General features: G+C 72.5%; 14 protein-coding genes. 10 read left to right on the plus strand and 4 right to left on the minus strand.

Annotated features, from left to right (window positions below; all coding sequences use genetic code 11):
• Nucleotides 1–2 precede the first annotated feature (2 nt).
• From ACIHEI_RS05520 to ACIHEI_RS05530, 3 genes are read right to left on the minus strand one after another with little or no spacing between them, the layout of a single operon-like run.
• Nucleotides 3–1265, minus strand: coding sequence for an MFS transporter (locus ACIHEI_RS05520; protein WP_396605711.1), 1263 nt, complete (start codon nt 1263–1265; stop codon nt 3–5).
• Complete coding sequence (locus ACIHEI_RS05525) at nt 1262–1546, minus strand: MbtH family protein (protein ID WP_396605712.1); 285 nt, start codon at nt 1544–1546, stop codon at nt 1262–1264. The genes ACIHEI_RS05520 and ACIHEI_RS05525 overlap by 4 nt, the downstream gene beginning before the upstream one ends.
• Nucleotides 1543–7281: an amino acid adenylation domain-containing protein gene (locus tag ACIHEI_RS05530; RefSeq protein WP_396605713.1), complete on the minus strand. Its 5739-nt coding sequence runs from the start codon at nt 7279–7281 to the stop codon at nt 1543–1545. Before ACIHEI_RS05530 ends, ACIHEI_RS05525 begins: the two co-directional genes overlap by 4 nt.
• 696 nt (nt 7282–7977) lie before the next feature.
• Between ACIHEI_RS05530 and ACIHEI_RS05535 the strand changes: the two genes are divergently transcribed.
• Both ACIHEI_RS05535 and ACIHEI_RS05540 read left to right on the plus strand, forming a co-directional pair.
• Nucleotides 7978–9237 (plus strand): helix-turn-helix domain-containing protein, encoded by a 1260-nt coding sequence (locus ACIHEI_RS05535; protein WP_396605714.1) that lies wholly within the window; start codon nt 7978–7980, stop codon nt 9235–9237.
• Entirely contained in the window at nt 9230–9919 is a 690-nt protein-coding gene (locus tag ACIHEI_RS05540) for an alpha/beta fold hydrolase (protein WP_396605715.1), read from the plus strand. The genes ACIHEI_RS05535 and ACIHEI_RS05540 overlap by 8 nt, the downstream gene beginning before the upstream one ends.
• 66 nt (nt 9920–9985) lie before the next feature.
• On the opposite strand, the gene ACIHEI_RS05545 is transcribed toward ACIHEI_RS05540, so the two are convergent.
• Complete coding sequence (locus ACIHEI_RS05545) at nt 9986–10888, minus strand: LysR family transcriptional regulator (protein ID WP_396605716.1); 903 nt, start codon at nt 10886–10888, stop codon at nt 9986–9988.
• Nucleotides 10889–11063: 175 nt separating this feature from the next.
• Here ACIHEI_RS05545 and ACIHEI_RS05550 point away from each other — a divergent pair, with 175 nt between their 5' ends.
• The 8 genes from ACIHEI_RS05550 to ACIHEI_RS05585 all read left to right on the plus strand — a co-directional run bounded on the left by ACIHEI_RS05550 (nt 11064) and on the right by ACIHEI_RS05585 (nt 18110).
• Nucleotides 11064–11984 (plus strand): DMT family transporter, encoded by a 921-nt coding sequence (locus ACIHEI_RS05550; protein WP_396605717.1) that lies wholly within the window; start codon nt 11064–11066, stop codon nt 11982–11984.
• A 74-nt stretch (nt 11985–12058) separates the two neighbouring features.
• Nucleotides 12059–12319 (plus strand): acyl carrier protein, encoded by a 261-nt coding sequence (locus ACIHEI_RS05555; RefSeq protein WP_396605718.1) that lies wholly within the window; start codon nt 12059–12061, stop codon nt 12317–12319.
• An 86-nt stretch (nt 12320–12405) separates the two neighbouring features.
• Entirely contained in the window at nt 12406–13527 is a 1122-nt protein-coding gene (locus ACIHEI_RS05560; RefSeq protein ID WP_396605869.1) for a beta-ketoacyl-[acyl-carrier-protein] synthase family protein, read from the plus strand.
• Complete coding sequence (locus tag ACIHEI_RS05565) at nt 13520–14104, plus strand: beta-ketoacyl synthase N-terminal-like domain-containing protein (protein WP_396605719.1); 585 nt, start codon at nt 13520–13522, stop codon at nt 14102–14104. Before ACIHEI_RS05560 ends, ACIHEI_RS05565 begins: the two co-directional genes overlap by 8 nt.
• 13 nt (nt 14105–14117) lie before the next feature.
• The gene (locus ACIHEI_RS05570; protein WP_396605720.1) at nt 14118–15527 is read left to right on the plus strand and encodes a class I adenylate-forming enzyme family protein; all 1410 of its coding nucleotides are present in this window, start codon (nt 14118–14120) and stop codon (nt 15525–15527) included.
• Nucleotides 15528–15574: 47 nt separating this feature from the next.
• Nucleotides 15575–16300 carry a thioesterase II family protein gene (locus tag ACIHEI_RS05575; RefSeq protein WP_396605721.1) on the plus strand — a complete coding sequence of 242 codons (726 nt, stop codon included), beginning with the start codon at nt 15575–15577 and terminating at the stop codon, nt 16298–16300.
• Nucleotides 16297–17331, plus strand: a complete 1035-nt coding sequence (locus tag ACIHEI_RS05580; RefSeq protein ID WP_396605722.1) for an aldo/keto reductase — start codon at nt 16297–16299, stop codon at nt 17329–17331. Before ACIHEI_RS05575 ends, ACIHEI_RS05580 begins: the two co-directional genes overlap by 4 nt.
• A gap of 17 nt (nt 17332–17348) precedes the next feature.
• The gene (locus ACIHEI_RS05585) at nt 17349–18110 is read left to right on the plus strand and encodes an AfsA-related hotdog domain-containing protein (protein ID WP_396605723.1); all 762 of its coding nucleotides are present in this window, start codon (nt 17349–17351) and stop codon (nt 18108–18110) included.
• The last annotated feature ends 144 nt before the right edge of the window (nt 18111–18254 follow it).

Here is an 18254-nt window from a genome sequence, read left to right on the forward strand (position 1 = left end):
GGTCAGCTCACCTCTGCCGGCGTGCCGACGGCGGCCGCGCGGCTGGTCTCGGGAAGGTCGGTCACCGTGCGCACCGACCGCAGGAGCAGGACGGCGGGGCCGGCCAGCATCATCAGCACGGCGGCGCCGTACAGCGAGGTCCGCAGGCCCAGGGCGTCCGCCGCCGGACCGGCGCCGGCCATGCCGAGCGGGACCAGCGCGAACGAGCCGAGCGACTCGTAGGACATCACCCGGGACAGCGCGTGCGGCGGGATGTGCTTCTGCAGCGAGGTGTCCAGCAGGACCTCGTACACGTCGATGCAGACGCCGGCCAGGAAGGTCGCCGCGGCGACCGCGGCCAGCGGCGCCCCGGTGGCCATCAGCAGCACCGACAGCGGGAAGCCCATGGTGAGCAGTGCCGCCGCGCGGACCGGGAAGTGCGGCCGGACCTTGATGGCGATCGCGCTGCCCACGATGAAGCCGATCGCCTGGGCGATCAGCACCACGCTCCAGGCGCCGGCCCCGCCGAGCGAGCGGTCGGCCGTCACCGGCCCGAGGACGTAGAAGGTGCCGGCCAGCAGCACGTTGACGTAGGAGAGCTGGGTGACCATCACCCAGACCCACTGCCGGGCGGTGAACTCCCGCCAGCCCTCGCGGATCTGCTGGATCAGCGTGGGCGCGGCGGCGGTCTCCGCCGGGGCGTGGGTGATCTTCACGCCCGTCAGGGCCAGCGCCGACAGCAGGAAGGTCACCGCGGGCGCCGCCATGGTGGGGCCCGAGCCGATCGCGGTGACCAGCACGCCGCCGAGGGCCGCGCCGAGGATGCTGCCACCGCGCATGGACAGCTTCAGCAGCGAGTTGGCGGACTGCAGGGCGTCGTCGGACACCAGCTGCGGCATCGCGGCCCGCGAGGCGGGCTCGAAGATCGCCGTCGCCGCGCCGGACAGCGCGGCGAACCCGGCGAGCATCCACGGCGTGGCGTGGTGGGTGATCACCAGGGTGGCGGCCAGGCCCTGGGTGAGTCCGGCAGCCAGGTCGGCGCCGACCATCACCCGCAGCTTCGGCAGCCGGTCGGCGATCGCGCCGCCCAGCAGCACGAACGTCACCTGGCTGAGCATCCGGGCGGCGAGCACGACGCCCAGCATCGAGGCGGAGCCGCCGGGCAGGTGCAGCACGGTGAAGGCGAGCGCGATCGGGGCGATTGCGTTGCCGAGCAGCGAGACGGACCGGGCCGCGAGCAGCGCGCGCACCGAGCGGTTCCTCAGGACGGCGAAGTCGCCCCTCATCGCGCGGAGTTCCCTTCCGCACGGGCGGCCGCTGCGACGCCGGCGGACGCCGCGACACCGGCAGCTGCCGCGACACCGGCGGACGCCGCGACCAGGCCGGCGGGCCGCAGGTCGGTCCAGTTGGCCTCGATCCAGGCCAGGCAGTCGTCCCGGCCGGTGGCCGGCAGCGTCACCGTCCAGCCGGCGGGGACCTCGGCGAAGACCGGCCACAGCGAGTGCTGCCCCTCGTCGTTGGTCAGCACCTGGAAGCGGCCGTCCGGGTCGTCGAAAGGATTCGTCATCGTGGGTTCCCCTGGGTGTGGCTGCGGTCGGCAGCGGTGAGTTCGGCGAGGGCCGCGCCGAGGATCGGTCCCAGCTGCGCGAGCGACTGCGGCTGGTTCATGGCGGTGTGGGTGGTCTCGACGGCGTGCCAGCGGACCTGCCCGCCGACGTACTGCTCCCAGACCTCCGGCATGGGCGCGCCGTCGTTGCGGCCCTCGGTGGCGAGGAAGAACAGCACGTCGCCGTCGAACCGGTCCGGCCGGTGGTCCTTGACGATGTGCCGGTTGTGGGACATCGCGGTGAGCAGCGCGACCAGTTGGTCCTCGGTCAGGCTGGCGAGCGCACCGGTGTCCTGCTTGAGCACGTCGAGGACGTCGGTGATCTCCTTGGAGCCGGCCTGCGGCACCACGCCTGGGCGTTCCGGGTCGAGCAGGGCGGCGACCATGTTCTGCTCGTTGACCCGGTAGTGGTCGGGCACGCCCGGGAAGCAGTCCAGCAGGGTGAGCAGCGCGACCTCGCGTCCGTCGGCCCGGAGCTGGGTGGCCATCTCGAAGGCGACGATGCCGCCGAACGACCAGCCGAGCAGGTGGTAGGGGCCTTCGGGCTGGATCCGCCGGATCTCCTCGACGTAGGCGGTGGCCATCTCGCGGACGGTGGCCGGCATGTCGTCGGGGTGCAGCAGTCCGCGGGCCTGGATCCCGTAGAACGGCATCCCGGCGGGCACGTACTTCATGAAGCTGGAGTAGCTCCAGGCGAGTCCGCCGCCGGGGTGGATGCAGAACAGCGGTGGCAGGTCGCCGCCGGTGCGCAGCGGCAGCACCACTTCCAGGGCCTCGGCGCCGTTGTCGACGCCGGCGCGTTCGGCGAGGCCGGCCACGGTCGGGGCTTCGAAGAAGCTGCGCATGGAGAGTTCGAGGCCGAGGGCGGCGCGAACCTTGGAGATGAGCCGGGCGGCGAGCAGCGAGTGGCCGCCGAGCTGGAAGAAGTCGTCGTCGATGCCGACGTGCGGAACGCCCAGGACTTCGGCGAACAGTTCGCACATCACTTCCTCGCGCGGGCTGCGCGGCGCGCGGGCGGCGGCGGTGGAGGTGACGGACGGGCGGGGCAGCTGGTCCCGGTTGAGCTTGCCGTTGCCGCGCAGCGGCAGGGCGTCGAGCACCACGTACGCGGCGGGGACCATGTAGTCGGGCAGCCGGCCGCCGAGGTGGTCGCGGAGCTCGTCGGGGCCGGGCGCGGCGGCGCCGTCGGCGGGCACCACGTACGCGGCGAGCCGCCGGTCGCCGGGCTGGTCCTCGCGGACGATCACGGCGGCGCGGGAGACGGCGGTGTGTTCGGCCAGCACCTCCTCGATCTCGCCGAGTTCGATCCGGAAGCCGCGGAGCTTGACCTGCCCGTCGACCCGGCTGACGAAGTCCACGCAGCCGTCCCGGCGCCAACGGCCGAGGTCGCCGGTGCGGTACATCCGCTCGCCCGGGCCGCCGAACGGGTCGGCGACGAACCGGGTGGCGGTGAGGCCGGGGCGCCCCAGGTAGCCGCGGCCGACGCCGATGCCCGCGAGGTAGATCTCGCCGGTGACGCCGGGCGGCACCGGGTTGAGGTGTTCGTCCAGGATGTGCACCCGGGTGTGCGACAGCGGTCGCCCGACCGGGATCCGGCCGGTCAGGTCGGCGGGCCGCAGGTGGTGGACGCACGACATCATCGTGTTCTCGGTGGGCCCGTACTGGTTGATCACCTCGCAGCCCCAGGTGTCCAGCAGCGCGCCGGCCTCCGGGGCGCGCAGCGCCTCGCCGCCGGTGCCGACCAGCCGCAGGGAGGCGAACTCGGCCGGGTCGGCGTCCTGGGCGAGTACCGCTTCGAGCAGGGACGGGACGATGAACAGGATCACCGTGGGCCGTACCGAGCGGATCTCCGCGAGGACGGTCTGCGGGTCCTTGGCGCCCTCGGCGGGCAGCAGCGCCACGGTGGCGCCCACGGCCAGCGGGGCGAACAGCTCCCGCACCGAGGGGTCGAAGCCCAGCGCGGTGATCTGCAGGCTGGTGTCGGCCGGGGTGAGCGCGAAGCGGTCGATCACGTCGGCGAGCCGGACGGCGACGCCGCGGTGTTCGATCAGCACGCTCTTGGGCATGCCGGTGGATCCGGAGGTGTAGATGATGTACGCGAGGTTGCGCGGCCCGGCCGTGGGGGCCGGCCGGTGGGTGGCGGCCGCCTCCAGCGCGGGGTCGTCGTCCACCCGCAACAGCCGTACGGTGTCCGGCAGTTCGAGGTCGTCGCTGAGGCCGTCCTCGGTCAGCAGCACCTGGGCGCCGCTGTCGGCGAGCATGAACGCCCGGCGCTCCGCGGGGTGGTCCGGGTCGAGCGGCACGTAGGCCGCGCCCGCCTTCCAGACGCCGAGGATGGCGGCGACGGCCTCGGGCCCGCGGTGCAGGCACAGCGCCACCCGGCTGTCGGGGGCGACGCCGAGGCCGCGCAGCCGGTGGGCGTACCGGTTGGCCCGTTCGTCGAGTTCCCGGTAGCTCCAGCGCCGGTCGCGCTGGACGAGCGCGACGGCGTCCGGCGTCCGGTCCGTCTGTCGTTCGATCAGCTCGACGGTGCCGGCGGTCCCCACGGGCGTGGCGGAGGTGTCGTTCCACTCGGCGAGCAGCCGGTGCTCCTCGCCGGACAGCAGGTCGATCCGGCCGAGCCGGATGCCGGGGTCGGTGACGACGGCGCGCAGCAGCGCGGTGAGCCGGGCGACGATCGACTCGGCGGTCTCCTGGTCGAACAGTGCGGTGGCGAACTCCAGGGCGCCGGTGACGCCGCGCAGTTCGCCGCCGGGGCCGCGCCGCTCGTCGAACTTGAAGGAGAGGTCGAACTTGGCGGCGCCGCTGGTGACGGGGTGCGCGGTGACGGAGAGGCCGGGCAGCGCGAAGTCGTCCGGGATGCTGTTCTGCGCGGCCACCATCACCTGGAACAGCGGGTGGCGGCTCGCCGAGCGGGTCGGGTTGAGCGCCTCGACCAGCCGCTCGAACGGCAGGTCCTGGTGGTCGAACGCGGCCAGGTTGACGGTGCGGATCCGGTTCAGCAGTTCGACGAAGCTCGGGTCGCCGTGGGTGTCCGCCCGCAGCACCAGGCTGTTGACGAAGAAGCCGACCAGGTTGTGCAGCGCGTCGTCGGTGCGGCCGGCCACCGCGTTGCCGATCGGGATGTCGGTGCCCGCGCCGAGCCGGGTGAGCAGGCCCGCGACGGCGGCCTGGAGCACCATGTTGACGGTGCTGCCGGTGCGGCGGGCCAGGTCGGCGAGCGCGGTGTGCAGTTCGGCGTCCAGCGCGAAGTGCGCCATGGCGCCGGCGAAGTCGGAGGTGCCGGGGCGGGGGCGGTCGGTGGGCAGTTCGAGCTCGTCGGGGGCGTCGCGCAGCGCCTCGGTCCAGTAGCCCATCTGGCGTGACCAGAGGCTCTCCGGGTCGTCCTCGGCGCCGAACAGGTCGTGCTGCCACTGCGCGTAGTCGGCGTACTGGACGGGCAGCGGCTCCCGGTCGGGGGCCTGGCCGGCGAGCCGGGCGGTGTAGGCCAGGGCCAGGTCCCGGAGCAGCGGTTCGAGCGACCAGCCGTCTCCCGCGATGTGGTGCAGGACCAGCAGCAGCACGCTCTTCTCCGGTGCGAGCACGAAGAGTTGGGCGCGCAGCGGGAGGTCGGCGGTCAGCTCGAAGGCGGCCCGGGCCGCGCCCGTCACCTCCTCGTCCAGCCGCTCGGGGGTGGTGTCGGTGACCTTCAGTTCGGGCCGGGCCTGCTCGGCGGGGAGGATGCGCTGGTAGGGGGTGCCGTCGCGGTCCGGGTAGACGGTGCGCAGCACCTCGTGCCGCCGCACGACGTCGTGCAGGGCCTCGTGCAGTGCGGCGACGTCGACCTGTCCGGTCAGGTGCAGGGCGTGCGGGATGTGGTAGGCGGCGCTGCCGGTGTGGACCTGCTGGAGGAACCACAGCCTGCGCTGGGCGTACGACAGCGGGGCCTCGCCGTCGCGGGTGCGGGCGGTCACCGGCGGGCGGGTCGCGCCGTCGGTGGCCCTGGCTGCCAGGGCGGCGGGGGTGCGCGCCTCGAAGAGGTCCTTGACGGCGACCTCCAGGCCGAGCACGGCGCGGATGCGGTTGACCAGCCGGATCGCCATCAGGGAGTGGCCGCCGAGGGCGAAGAAGTCGTCGTCGGCGCGCACCGCGGGCTGGTTGAGCACCTGGGCGAACAGTTCGCAGAGCAGTTCCTCGCGCAGCGAGCGGGGCGCCGTACTTCCGGCCGCCGTGCGGGCGCCGGAGGTGCCCGGGGTGGGCAGCGCGGCGCGGTCCAGCTTGCCGTTGACGGTCATCGGGAACTCGTCGAGCGCCTGGAACGCCACCGGGACCATGTAGGCGGGCAGGATCCCGGACAGGTGCCGGCGCAGAGCCGCCTCGTCGAGGCCGGGGCCGTCCGCGGGGACGAGGTAGCCGACGAGTTCCCGTTCGCCGCCGACCTCCTTGACCGCGGCGGCCGCGTGCCGGGTGCCGGGGAAGGACGCGAGGGCGGCTTCGATGTCGCCGAGTTCGATCCGGAAGCCGCGGATCTTCACCTGGTCGTCGCGCCGGCCGCGGTATTCGAGGTCGCCGTCGGGGAGCCGCCGGGCGAGATCGCCGGAACGGTAGCCGCGCACGGGCTCGCCGCCCGGGCCGGTGAAGGTGATGAACCGTTCGGCGGTCAGTTCGGGGCGGCCGAGGTAGCCGCGGGCGACGCCGGGGCCGGTGACGACGATCTCGCCGGTCTCCCCGTCGGCCACCGGCGCGAGGTCCTCGCCGAGCAGTGCGATCTCCAGGTCGGGCAGCGCACGGCCGATCAGGCTGCGCTCCTCGCCGAGGTCGGCCGCGGTCACCCGGCGGTGGGTGGCGTGCACCGTGATCTCGGTGATGCCGTACATGTTGACGAGTTCGGGCGCCGCGTCGCCGTACTTCTCGATCCACGGCCCGAGGTCGGAGAACTTGAGCGCCTCCCCGCCGAAGACCACGCACCGCACGGGCAGCCTGTCCGCGAACCGGTGTTCCTCCGCGACGAGTTGGCCGAATGCCGTGGGGGTCTGGCTCAGCATGGTCACCCGCTCGTCCCGGAGCAGTTCCCGGAATCGCGCGGGGTCCTTGGCGATGTCGCCGGGGACGACGACCACGCATCCGCCGTGGAGCAGCGCACCCCACATTTCCCAGACGGAGAAGTCGAATGCGAAGGAGTGGAACATCGACCAGACGTCCTCGGGCCCGAATCCGAAGAGCGGTTCGGTCTCGCGGAACAGCCGGACCACGTTTCCGTGGGTGACTTCGACGCCCTTCGGCCGGCCGGTCGTGCCGGAGGTGAAGATCAGGTAGGCGCGGGTGCCGGCGTCGATCGTGGGCGGCCGGAACGGCTTGACGGCCGGCTCGCGCCCGGGGCGGTCCAGTGCGAGCACGGCCTGGTCGGCGGGCAGCGCGGGGGCCAGCGCCTCGGTGGTCAGGACCAGGGTCGGGGCGGCGTCCTCCAGGATGGTCCGGAGCCTGGCCTGCGGTGCGGCGGGGTCCAGCGGGACGTAGGAGGCGCCGGTCTTGAGCACGGCGAGGGCGGCGACGGCCATCTCGGGCGACCGTTCCAGCATGATCGCCACCGGGCGGTCGGGCCAGGAGGTCCGTTCCTGGATCTCGGCGGCGAGCCCGGTCGACAGCTCGTCGAGCTCCGCGTAGGTGAGCGAGCGGTTCCCGCACTTCACCGCGACGCGTTCCGGGTACCGCTCCACAGAACCGGCGAAAACACTCAGCAGAGTGCTCTCGGCAGAGTTTCCGGCGGAACTTTTCGGCATGCCTGAATTCCCCGCTCTCGAATGGAAAACTGGTCGGACCAGTGGCGCTTCGCAGTCCTGGCGGCCTGTGCGCTGTGGCGCGGCCGCGGCCTTCGCACTGGTCGGCGCGCCTGGAATGCCTGCTGTGGCGGCATGCCGGAGCTGACGTGTACCGACCGGAACACATGGCAACCTAAGATCGCTTGTCAAGCGTTGTCAACACTTGCCAAAGCCCGGGGCGGCCGCTACCGTGATCGCGCCACCCCGTTCGGTAACCGCCGAGAGGGCGGAGAGCCGGCCGGACCGCGAGCCGATCATCCGAGGGCCGCGGCGAGACAAGGAGCAAACCCGTGCGCAACCCGCTGAAGTACGTCCTGACTGCCCTGACCGCCTTAGTCGTTACTGCCGCCGTGGGGTGCGGCTACCTCCTGGACGCGCGTCAGGCCGCGCCGTCCCCCACTGGCCCGAAGCCCGTCCTGGCCGCACCCGACTCGATCGAGTGGCCGTAGCCGACGCCCCGCGCGGAACACCCCGCGCCGCGTCGGCTTGACCGGCGTGTGAATGGTCGGTGCCGTTGACTTGACTGAACAGTAAATTGCTTGCCAGACTGCGATTGACTGTTAGGCAATGCACTGATCACTTGAGACGGAAAAAATGCTGGCTCAGCCATCTTTCGGTCGCCGACTGAAGCAGCTGCGGCAACAGCAGGGGAAGAGCCAGGCAGAGCTCACCGGGCCCGGCATGTCGGCCGCTTACCTGTCACGCCTCGAATCCGGGGCGCGCCCGCCGACGGAGCGCGCCGTGGCCCTGCTGGCCGAGCGCCTCAAGGTGTCGGTGGACGCCTTCTCCACGGTCGATCCTTCGGACATCATCGATGTGCTCGCCACCGTCCTCACTTCCGCCAGTGCGGACTCCGGCCTCGCCCAGGCGCGGCTGGAGTCCGCACTGGCACACGCGGCGGACGCCGACGCGGGCCTGCGCTGGCAGGCGCACGCGCAGCTGGCCAAGCTGCTCATCGCGAAGGGCGAGCGGGAGGCGGCGTACGCGTCGCTGACCACCCTGGTCGAGCTCGCCGACGAGCTCGGCCAGGCCGTCCTCCAGGTCTACTCCCGGCTCCAACTCGCCCGCTGCCTGCGGGACCTGGGCCGGCTGGAGGACGCCCGGGTCGCCGCGCTGGAAGGCCGCCGGGTCGGCCTGGACGCCTCGCTGAGCGGCCCGGACGTGGTCCGCTGCCAACTGCTGCTGGCCGCCGTCGTCGCGGAACTCGGCGACCTCACCGAGGCGCTGCGGCTGAGCTCCGAGGCCTGCGAGAACCTCGGCCCGGAGCGCGGACCGCTGGCGGCGGAGGCGCTGTGGACCATGGCCACCGTCTCCACCCGGCTCGGCCGCCACGCCCAGTCCGCCGCCCTGCTGGACCGGGCGATGGCCGAGCTCGACAGCCGCGACGACCTGACGCTGTGGATGCGGCTGCGACTGGCCGCCGCCGCACTCGCCCTCCAGGCACTGCCGCCGCGGCTGGAGCAGGCGGAGCAGCACCTGACCACCGTCCGGCCCGCGCTGGACCTGGTGGGCAGCACCAAGCACGAGCAGGAGTACACCTTCCTGCAGGCCCAACTCGCCTACGCGCGAGGCGAATACGGGGTCGCCGCAGAGCTCTCCGACCGGGCGCGGGCCGGTCTGGGCCACCTGAACTTCCGCGACCGGGTGCGGCTGGAGATGCTGCACGAGCAGATCCGGATCAGGCGCGGCGACGCCACGGCGGCCGTGCGGTTGCGGAACCTGGCGGCGGAGGCGCAGCTCCAGGGCATGCTGGACCTCGCCGCGGAGGTCTGGCGGGCGGCCGCCGAGACCACCGCCGAGCCGGCCGGGGCCGACCCCGCGGCCGGTGCTCCCGTATCCTCCCCCCATGGTTGACGAGGAATCGGTCGACGTCGGCGGGATCCGGCTGTCCTACCGGGTGTCCGGCCCGGCGCAGGCCCGGCCGCTCGTGCTGCTGCACGCGCTGGGCGAGAACGCCGGCAGCTGGGACGAGGTGACGCCCGCCCTCACCCGTGACCGGCGGGTGTACGCCCTCGACCTGCGCGGCCACGGCCGCAGCGACCGGTCGGCCCACTACTCGCTCGACCTGATGCAGGCCGATGTGCTGCGGTTCCTGGACGCGCTCGGGCTCGGCGCCGTCGATGTGGTAGGGCACTCGATGGGCGGGATCGTGGCCTACCTGCTCGCCCAGCGGCAGCCGGAACGGGTCCGCGCTCTGGTGCTGGAGGACGTGCCGGTGCCGCGGCCGCGGACGGCGAACCTCCCGGCCCGGCCGGACGGCGAACTCTCCTTCGACTGGGAGCTGGTGGCGCCCGTCCGCCGGCAGATCGACCGGCCGGATCCCCGCTGGCTGGAGCGGCTCGGCGAGATCACCGCGCCGACCCTGGTGCTGGCCGGCGGCCCGTCGAGTCACATCTCCCAGGAGGGCGTCGCCGAGCTGGCCGCCCGGATCCCCGGCGGCACACTCGTCACCATCGACGCCGGGCACCTGATCCACCACGCCGCGCCGGACGCGTTCCTCGAAGCGGTGTCGCCCTTCCTCGCGTCCCTGTCCTGATCACCGAGGTCCTCGGCTCGCTCCCCCGTTCAGGGCCCCGAACAGGGGAAGCGCTCCGGGACGGCGTCAGACGGGGAGGCCGGCGGCGGTCTCGGCCAGCGCCTCGACCACGGCGCGCACCGAAGGGCGGACCACCTCCGGCTGCCACACCGCGTAGATCCGCCGGGTGAGCGCCGGTTCGACGGGGCGGGTCACGACCCCGGGCGCGAGCTGGCCGAGGCCCAGGCTGGGGACCATGGCGAGCCCCACCCCGGCCGAGACCAGGGCGAGTTGGGTGGGATGTTCGGACACCATGTGTGCGATCCGCGGCTCGGCGCCGTGCTCGCGCATGGTGTGCATCAGCCAGGCGTGGCAGGTGGAACGCTGGGAGCGGCTGATCCAGGGCGCCCCGAGTAATTCGCTGCTGTGCACCACCGGGCTTTTCGCGAGCGGGTGGTCGGCGGGCATCGCCACCCGCGCCGTGTCCTCCATCAGCAGTCGTTTCGCCACGCTCGCCGTCCAGGAGATCGGCATGTGTTCCCAGTCCTGCACGATGCCGACGTCCAACTCGCCGCACTCCACCTGGGTCCGGGGCGATTCATGGTCCAACTCCCGGACGATCACCTTCAGTTGCGGCGCCCGTTCGGCGAGAATCCGCAGCGCCCCGGGTATCACGCCGCGCGCGGCCGTGGGGAACGCCCCGAGCGTGAGTTGCCCGACCGGATGGTCGTTGAACGACTGGAGTTCCGCCTCGGTCTCGTTGACCAGGGCCAGAATCTGCCGGGCCCGGTCCACCAGCAGTTCCGCCGTGGGCGTGAGCCGGATGCCGCGGCCGGTGCGCGTCACCAGCTGATGACCGGTCTCCTGTTCGAGCTTGCGCAGGTGTTGGGAGACCGCCGAAGGCGTCAGGTGCAGGACGACGGCGGCCTTGCTGACCGAACTGTGCGCTGCCACTGCTTGCAGCGTGCGAAGTCTGTCCAAAGTGAGCATGATGAAATTCTGCTGCAAACAGACCTCAGGAAAACTCGCTTGTCCCGGATCTGTTATTGATCACATACTGATGGTCATGGACGCAATGTTCTCCAAGTCCAAAGGCGGGAGCAGCAGTTCGGCGTCACCGCTTGTCGCTCCCGGTCCCCGCCCCGCGGATGCGGCATCGCCTTCCGTGATCGCCGAAGCGGACGGGGGCTCGGCTCCCGGGTCCCGCCCCCGCCTCGACTGGCGGATCCGATTCGCCGCACTGGCGCTGGTCTGGGGCCTCAGTTTCCTCTTCGTGAAGGTGAGCGGGGAGGCTTTCGCGCCGCTCCAGGTCGCTTTTGCCCGGGTCGCGTTCGGCGCGATCACGATGCTGGCGGTGGCGGCGGTGAAACGCGAGGCGCTGCCGCGCCGGCCGGGCCTGTGGCTGCACCTCGGCGCGGCCGCGTTTCTGCTCAACGCCCTGCCGTTCACGCTCTTCGCCTACTCCGAGGAGCGCATCACCTCGGCGCTGGCCGGGATCTGCAACGCCACCACGCCGCTGTTCACGCTGCTCGTCGCGGTCAGCGCACTTCCGGGCGAACGGCCCACCCGGAACCGGCTGGCGGGAATGGCCGTCGGTTTCCTCGGTGTCCTCGTGGTGTTCGGAATCTGGAAAGGCATCGACGCCGGCGACCCGGTCGGCGCGGGCCTGGCGCTCGCCGCCGCCCTGAGCATGGGCGCCGGCTGGGTCTACGTCCGCCGTTTCCTCACCGACTCCGGGCACTCCAGCGCGGCCCTGTGCGCGGCCCAACTGTCCGCCGGTGCGGTGGAGTTGGCGCTGGTCACCCCACTGATTACCTCGCTGCCGCAGGCGTTCCCGCCCGGTCCGACCCTGTCGCTCGTCGTCCTCGGCGCGCTGGGGACGGGCATCGCCTTCCTCATCCAGTACGGCCTGGTGCGGGACGCCGGGGCCACGGTGGCGTCGATGGTGACGTACCTGGTGCCGATCGTCTCCACCGTCGCGGGTGTGCTGGTGCTCGGCGAAAGCATCGATTGGCACCAGCCGGTGGGGGCAATGGTGATCCTGGCCGGCGCCGCACTGTCCCAGCGCACCAACCGGTCGAAGTAAGAGAAATCGCTTTCCGAGGCCGTTTTCCGGCCTTCTCCACCATGCCCGAACACACTCACTGAAAGGTGTTTTCCGTGTCCGTTTCCGACACCATCAAGCAGATTCTCGTTTCGCATGTCTACGTCGAGGTCCCGGTGGATCAGATGGGCGAGCAGGACAGCCTGCGGGACGTTTTCGGGGTGGATTCCATCGGATTCGTCGAACTCCGCGTCCAGCTCGAAGAAGCCTTCGAGGTGACCATCTCCGACGAGGAGTTCACGCCCGAGAACTTCGCCACCGTCGCCGCCGCCACCGCTCTCGTCGAAAAGCTGCTGGCCGCACCGGCCGCCGCTTGACGAAACGCCCTCTCACAAAGCACGCCGCAGGGCGTGCGACGCATGGATGGAGCGATGTGACCGGCACCTGTTCGTCAGCCCCGGTCGTGACGGGGATCGGCTGGGAGACACCTCTCGGCAATTCCGTCGACGACGTCTGGACTGCCCTCCTCAAGGGGGAGTCGGGAATCTCCGAACTTCCCTCCGGCGTCCCTCTCCGGAGCCTTCTCGCGGCCGTCGTGACGAGCGTTCCAGTCGACGCGCCTCCCCATGTCCGGCAGCGCGAACTCGCCGCCCGCGCGGTGTACTCGGCGCTCGCCGACGCGGGAATCCCCTCCTGGGACGGCTTCGACGCCGAGCTGATTCTCGGCACGAGTTACGCCGGGAACCTCGACGACCCCGACCTGCCCTCGCTCTACACCTGGGCCCGCGACACGGCCGCCCTGGCGGGTTTCGCCGGTACGCCGCTCTGCGTGACGACCGCCTGTTCGGCCGGCTCGGACGCCGTCCTGATGGGCGCCGAGCTGATCCGCTCGGGGCGCCGTGAGATCTGCGTGTGCGTCGGCGTCGACGTCGTGACGGCCGCCAAGCGGCTGGGGCACTCGCTGCTCGGCACGATGAGCCCCGAGTCCCTGCGCGCCTTCGACGCCCGGCACAACGGCATGCTGCTGGGCGAGGGCGCCGGCGTCCTGGTCCTGGAATCCGCCGGGCACGCCGCCCGGCGCGGCGCCCGGGTGCACGCCGAGCTGCGCGGCGCGGGCTCCGCGAACGACGCGGCGGGCATGACCGCGCCGGACCCGAGCGGCCGCAGCATCCGCCTCGCGGTCGAACGGGCGCTGGCGGCCGGCGGTTTGACCGCCGGGGACATCGCCGTGGTGAGCGCGCACGGCACCGGAACCCCCGTCAACGACGAGGTGGAGGCCACCAGCCTCCGCTCGCTGTTCGGCACCGGGCCGGACGGCCCCGTGGTCTTCGGCACCAAGGGCGCCCTCGGCCACAGCCTCGGCGCCTGCGGAACCATCGAGGCCATCACCCTGATCAAGGCCCTGACCGACCGCCAAGTGCCACCCGTGCACTGCCTGGAGAGCCCGATGGACGGCTTCCCGCTGCCCCTGCCGATTGGCGGGCCGCTGCCCGTCGCGGGCGGCTGCGGCCTGAGCCTGACCCTGGGCTTCGGCGGCTTCAACACCGCGCTCGTCCTCGCCGTCCCCGGGAGCGACCATGAGTGACGTCCGGACCCGCCCCGCGCTGGCCGTCGTCGGGTACGCCGAGACCGTGACGGAGGCGCCCGAGCAGTACTCCCGCAACTCCTCCTCGCTGTTCGCCGATCCGCTGGCCTGGCTGATGTCCGGGGTCTGCCGGGCCGCCGTGGCGGACTGCGACAGCGAACTGGCAGCGGCGGGCGACCTGGTGGGCGTGATCACCGTCAGCGAGATCTGCACGCTCGACACCATGCGCCTGATCGCCCGGGCCACACCCAGGGGGCGCCTGTCGCCGCTGAAGTTCGCCGGCGCCAACCCGGGCTCGCTCGCGGGGCTGACCTGCATCCGCGACGGCTTCCGCGGCCCGTCGCTCACCCTGTCCATGCCACCGGCCGCGGCACTGCCCACCGCCCTCGACCTGGCCGCGAGCTGGCTGGAGCAGGGCACCGCGCGCCACGTCCTGGTCGGCACCCACCAGCGCAAGGGCGACACCCACGCCGTCCGGTGCGCGGTCCTGCGGTCCGCCGACGCCGCCGAGGCGCACCCGGCGCCCGACCTCATCCGCCTCTCGGCGCCGGTCCGCCCGGCTGCCCCGACCAGCTGAACCGGGATCACTCATGCCTGCTCGCACTCTGGCCACCGGTCCGGGCGTCGCCCACGAGGACGTCGTCGCGCTGCTGGCCCGCACCGTGGATCTCGGCCGCCCCGGCGCCGCGTCCGACGAACCGGACTTCGACACGGTCAGGGCCGACTTCGCGCGCCTGGGCCTGAGCGAGGGGACGCCCGTCGTCATCGCCCTGGCCAACGGCACCCACCTGCTCAAGCAGTACTTCGCCGTGCTGCTCGGCGGCTGCGTCCCGCTGGCGGTCAGCCCGTCCACCCCGTCCGCCCGGATCGCCGCACTGGCCGAGCACCTCGGCGCCGGAGCGCTGATCGCCGCGCGCATCGACCCGGCCCGCTACGGCGCCGCCCGGACGCACCGGGTGGGCGGCCAGCAGGCCGTCCACCTGCCGGGCGCCCAGGCGCCGGGGGGGTACGCGCCGGGCCACGTCCTGATGCTCACCTCCGGCACGTCCGGCATGTTCAGCGCCTGCCTGCACCACATCGGGTCGCTGCTGCGCAACGCCCGCCGGCACGCCGCCGCGGTCGGCACCAGGGCCGACGACCGGCTGCTGATCACCCTGCCGCTCTACTTCTCGTACGCGATCGTCGCGCAGGCCATGACCGCCCTGGTGACGGGCGCCGGGCTGGTCGTCTCCGGCCCGCCGTTCAACCCGGCCGGCTACCGCGAGAGCGTCGCCCGGCACGGCGTGACGTCCTCCTCCATCACCCCGACCATCGCCCGCCAGCTCGTCGAGGCCGGCGAGCGGCTGCCGGCCCCGCTGCGCTCGCTGGCCGTCGGCGGCGACCGGATCGACCCCCGGCACGTCGCCGGCCTGCTGGCGCTCAACCCCGGCGGCGAGCTGTACCTCACCTACGGGCTCACCGAGGCCGGCCCCCGGGTCGCCACCCTGGCCGCGCACCGCGAACCGGCGCACCGGCACGCCTCCGTGGGCCTGCCGCTGGACGGCGTCGGCGTCACGGTCCGCGAGCCGGACCGGGACGGCGTGGGCGAGCTGCTGGTGGCCACCGACACCGCGCTGCTGCGCAAGGTCGGCCCGTCCGTGCGCCAGCCCCTGCTGGAGCCCGGGCTGATCGCGACCGGCGACCTGTTCCGCCTGGACGACGCGGGCTACCTCCACTACCGGGGCCGGCTGTCGGACTTCGTCGTCGTCCGCGGCGAGAAGGTCTCGCTGTTCACGATCCGGCAGGCCGCGCAGAGCATCCCGGGCGTCGCCCGCGCCGTCCCCAAGGTCACCCGCGGCGACGACGGCGAGCCCCGGATCGAGCTGGAGGTGCACGTCTCGGAGCCGGTCCTGGTCACCGAGGCCATCCTGCACGACGCGCTGCGGCAACTGCTGCTGCGCAGCGAGCAGCCCGCGCAGGTCTCCGTCGTCCCGCTCTCGCTGACCGCACAGCACAAGTGACACACCACTCCCCGACCCCGACCCGCCGAGAAAGGCAGGGTGACACCGTGGCCCCCGCGCGCACGCAGGTGTTCTGCATCCCCCACGCCGGGGGCTCCGCCGGCGTCTTCCGGCCCTGGCAGCGCACCTTCCCCGCCGGCATCGAGGTGGTCCCCCTCGAACCCGCCGGCCGCGGCACCCGCCGCTCCGAGCCCTTCGCCACCGAACTCCCGTACGCCGCAGTCGACTTGGCGGGCGTGCTGGTCGACCGGCTGGACGGCGACGAGTTCCTCGTGCTCGGCCACTGCATGGGCGCCCTGATCGCCTACGAGCTGGTCTGCCACCTCGAACGCAGCGGCCTGAAGACCCCGCGCACGCTGATCGTCTCCGGCCGCAACCCCCCGCACCTGCAGACCGACTGGGGCAGGCGCGTCGCCAAACTCCCCGACGACGAGCTGTTCGCCGAGCTGAGCGCGGTCGGCGGCGTCCCCAGGGGGCTCAGCCGGGCGATGGCCGAGGGCTTCCTGCACATCATCCGCAACGACCAGCGCATGGTGCACGCCTACACCCCGGCCGACCCGCCGCACCGCATCAGCGTCCCCGTGCACGTCCTGGCGGGCCGGGAGGACGGGATGACGCACACCGAGCAACTGCCGCGCTGGGCGGCCTACACCTCGGGCCCCGTCGAGGTCGAGTACCTCCCCGGCGGCCACTACTTCCTCTACGACAAGCCGGACCGCGTCGCCGCCCTGATCGCCGGCCGGTCCGCGGCGCAGCAGGCGGTCACCGCATGAAGTACCGACACCTCGGCTCCACCGGGATCCGGGTCAGCCAACTCTGCCTCGGCACCCTGATGTTCGGGTCCTGGGGCAACCGGAGCGCCACCGACTCCATCGCCATCCTGAACCGGGCGATGGAGGCCGGCGTCAACTACATCGACACCGCCGACTCCTACTCGCGCGGCGAGTCGGAGGAGATCGTCGGCAAGGCGCTCGCGATGTCGGGCCGCCGGGACCGCGTGGTGCTGGCCACCAAGGTGCACTCGCCCATGGGCGCCGACCCCAACTCCCGCGGCAACTCCCGCCGTTGGATCCACCAGGCGGTCGACAACAGCCTGCGCCGCCTCGGCACCGACTGGATCGACATCTACCAGGTCCACCGCCCGGACCCGCACACCGACATCGACGAGACACTCGGCGCGCTCACCGACCTCGTCCGGGCCGGGAAGATCCGCTACCTCGGCAGCTCGACGTTCCCCGCCCACCACATCGTCGAAGCCCAGTGGACCGCCGAACGCCGCCACCGCGAACGCTTCGTCTGTGAACAGCCCCCGTACTCGCTGCTCGCCCGCGAGATCGAGGCGGACGTGCTGCCCACCTGCCAGAAGTACGGGATGGGCACCGCCACGTGGAGCCCGCTGGCCGGCGGCTGGCTGACCGGCCGCTACCGCAAGGGCCAGGACATCGACACCACCGGCCGGGCCGGCCGCTGGGCCAAGCGCTACGACCTGTCCACCGAGGCCAACCAGCGCAAACTCGACGCCGTCGAGCAACTCGCCCACCTGGCCGAGGAGTCGGGCATCAGCCTGATCCACCTCGCCCTGGCCTTCGTCACCGAACACCCGGGCGTGACCTCCGCCATCATCGGCCCCCGCACCATGGAGCAGCTCGAAAGCCAACTGGGCGCCGTGAACGTCCGCCTCACCCAGGACGTGCTCGACCGCATCGACGCGATCGTGCCCCCGGGCCGCACCCTCAACCCGGAGGACGGCGGCTGGACACCGACGGAACTCACCACCGCGGCACTGCGCCGACGCGGCCACTGACCGAAGGGACGAACCGGATGCCCGCCCCGCACACCGAGGCCCCCTCGGCCGTACCCGAGGACCTTCACGACCCGAACTACGGCGTGAGACTGACCAGTTGGCGTAGCCTGGACGAACACCGCACCGTCGTCGAGGCCCGCCACGACGGCGGCGACCACCCACTGCTCCTGGTCCACGCCGTACGCCAGGCCGCCCTGCTGACCGCCCACGAATCGTACGGCGTACCCCGCACCCACCACTGCGTCTTCCGCTCGCTCACCACCACCCCCGACCGCCGCCCCCTGCCGCCCGGCGGACCGCTCACCGTCGACCTCGCCTGCCTGGAGCCGGACCTGCGCCGGGGCCAGCTCCTCGGCGCCACCTTCCGGGGCGAAGTCCGCACGGCGGAGCGGACGTTGGGCACCGCGGAGGTGAACTTCGCCTTCCTCTCCCCCGCCGTCCACCGATTCGTCCGCAGCTCCCCGCGGACCCCGCCCGAGGACCCCCCGCCCTGGCCCGACGCCCGCACCCGGGAGTTCCGCCCGGCCGAAGACCAACTGCTCTTCCGCGGCACCCGGACCGACCACATCCCGGGCATGACCCTGGCCCGGGAACTGCTCGACCCGGCCCACACCCGACAACCGGACCGGCTGAAGCAGTTCACCCTCACCTTCACCGGCTGGACCACCCCCGACGACCCGTGCGTGCTCCAGGTACGCACCTCCTCCGCACACCGTCTCGACGTACGGGCGCTCCAGTCGGGCCGCACGGTCTGCGAGGGCGCGATCGCCCTGACTTGAGCCGCCGGACGGGTGAATCCCGGGCCTCCGTTCGGCGGAAACCGCCACGCGGCCCCGATGTGGGCGAAGAATCAAGGCAGTTAGCCCGAGGACTGTCCGCGTGCACGGCATCCCGCCCCGGGCCCGGCGACCTCCCCGCGAGGA

Origin of the sequence: Kitasatospora sp. NPDC051984 (assembly GCF_044593455.1) — a bacterium.
Classification (GTDB): Bacteria; Actinomycetota; Actinomycetes; order Streptomycetales; family Streptomycetaceae; genus Kitasatospora.

Coding starts and splice junctions, on each gene's coding strand:
- ACIHEI_RS05540 (WP_396605715.1), top strand. CDS start 9,230: ATGGTTGACGAGGAATCGGTCGACGTCGGCGGGATCCGGCTGTCCTAC.
- ACIHEI_RS05535 (WP_396605714.1), top strand. CDS start 7,978: ATGCTGGCTCAGCCATCTTTCGGTCGCCGACTGAAGCAGCTGCGGCAA.
- ACIHEI_RS05520 (WP_396605711.1), bottom strand. CDS start 1,265: ATGAGGGGCGACTTCGCCGTCCTGAGGAACCGCTCGGTGCGCGCGCTG.
- ACIHEI_RS05580 (WP_396605722.1), top strand. CDS start 16,297: ATGAAGTACCGACACCTCGGCTCCACCGGGATCCGGGTCAGCCAACTC.
- ACIHEI_RS05545 (WP_396605716.1), bottom strand. CDS start 10,888: ATGCTCACTTTGGACAGACTTCGCACGCTGCAAGCAGTGGCAGCGCAC.
- ACIHEI_RS05525 (WP_396605712.1), bottom strand. CDS start 1,546: ATGACGAATCCTTTCGACGACCCGGACGGCCGCTTCCAGGTGCTGACC.
- ACIHEI_RS05585 (WP_396605723.1), top strand. CDS start 17,349: ATGCCCGCCCCGCACACCGAGGCCCCCTCGGCCGTACCCGAGGACCTT.
- ACIHEI_RS05565 (WP_396605719.1), top strand. CDS start 13,520: ATGAGTGACGTCCGGACCCGCCCCGCGCTGGCCGTCGTCGGGTACGCC.
- ACIHEI_RS05570 (WP_396605720.1), top strand. CDS start 14,118: ATGCCTGCTCGCACTCTGGCCACCGGTCCGGGCGTCGCCCACGAGGAC.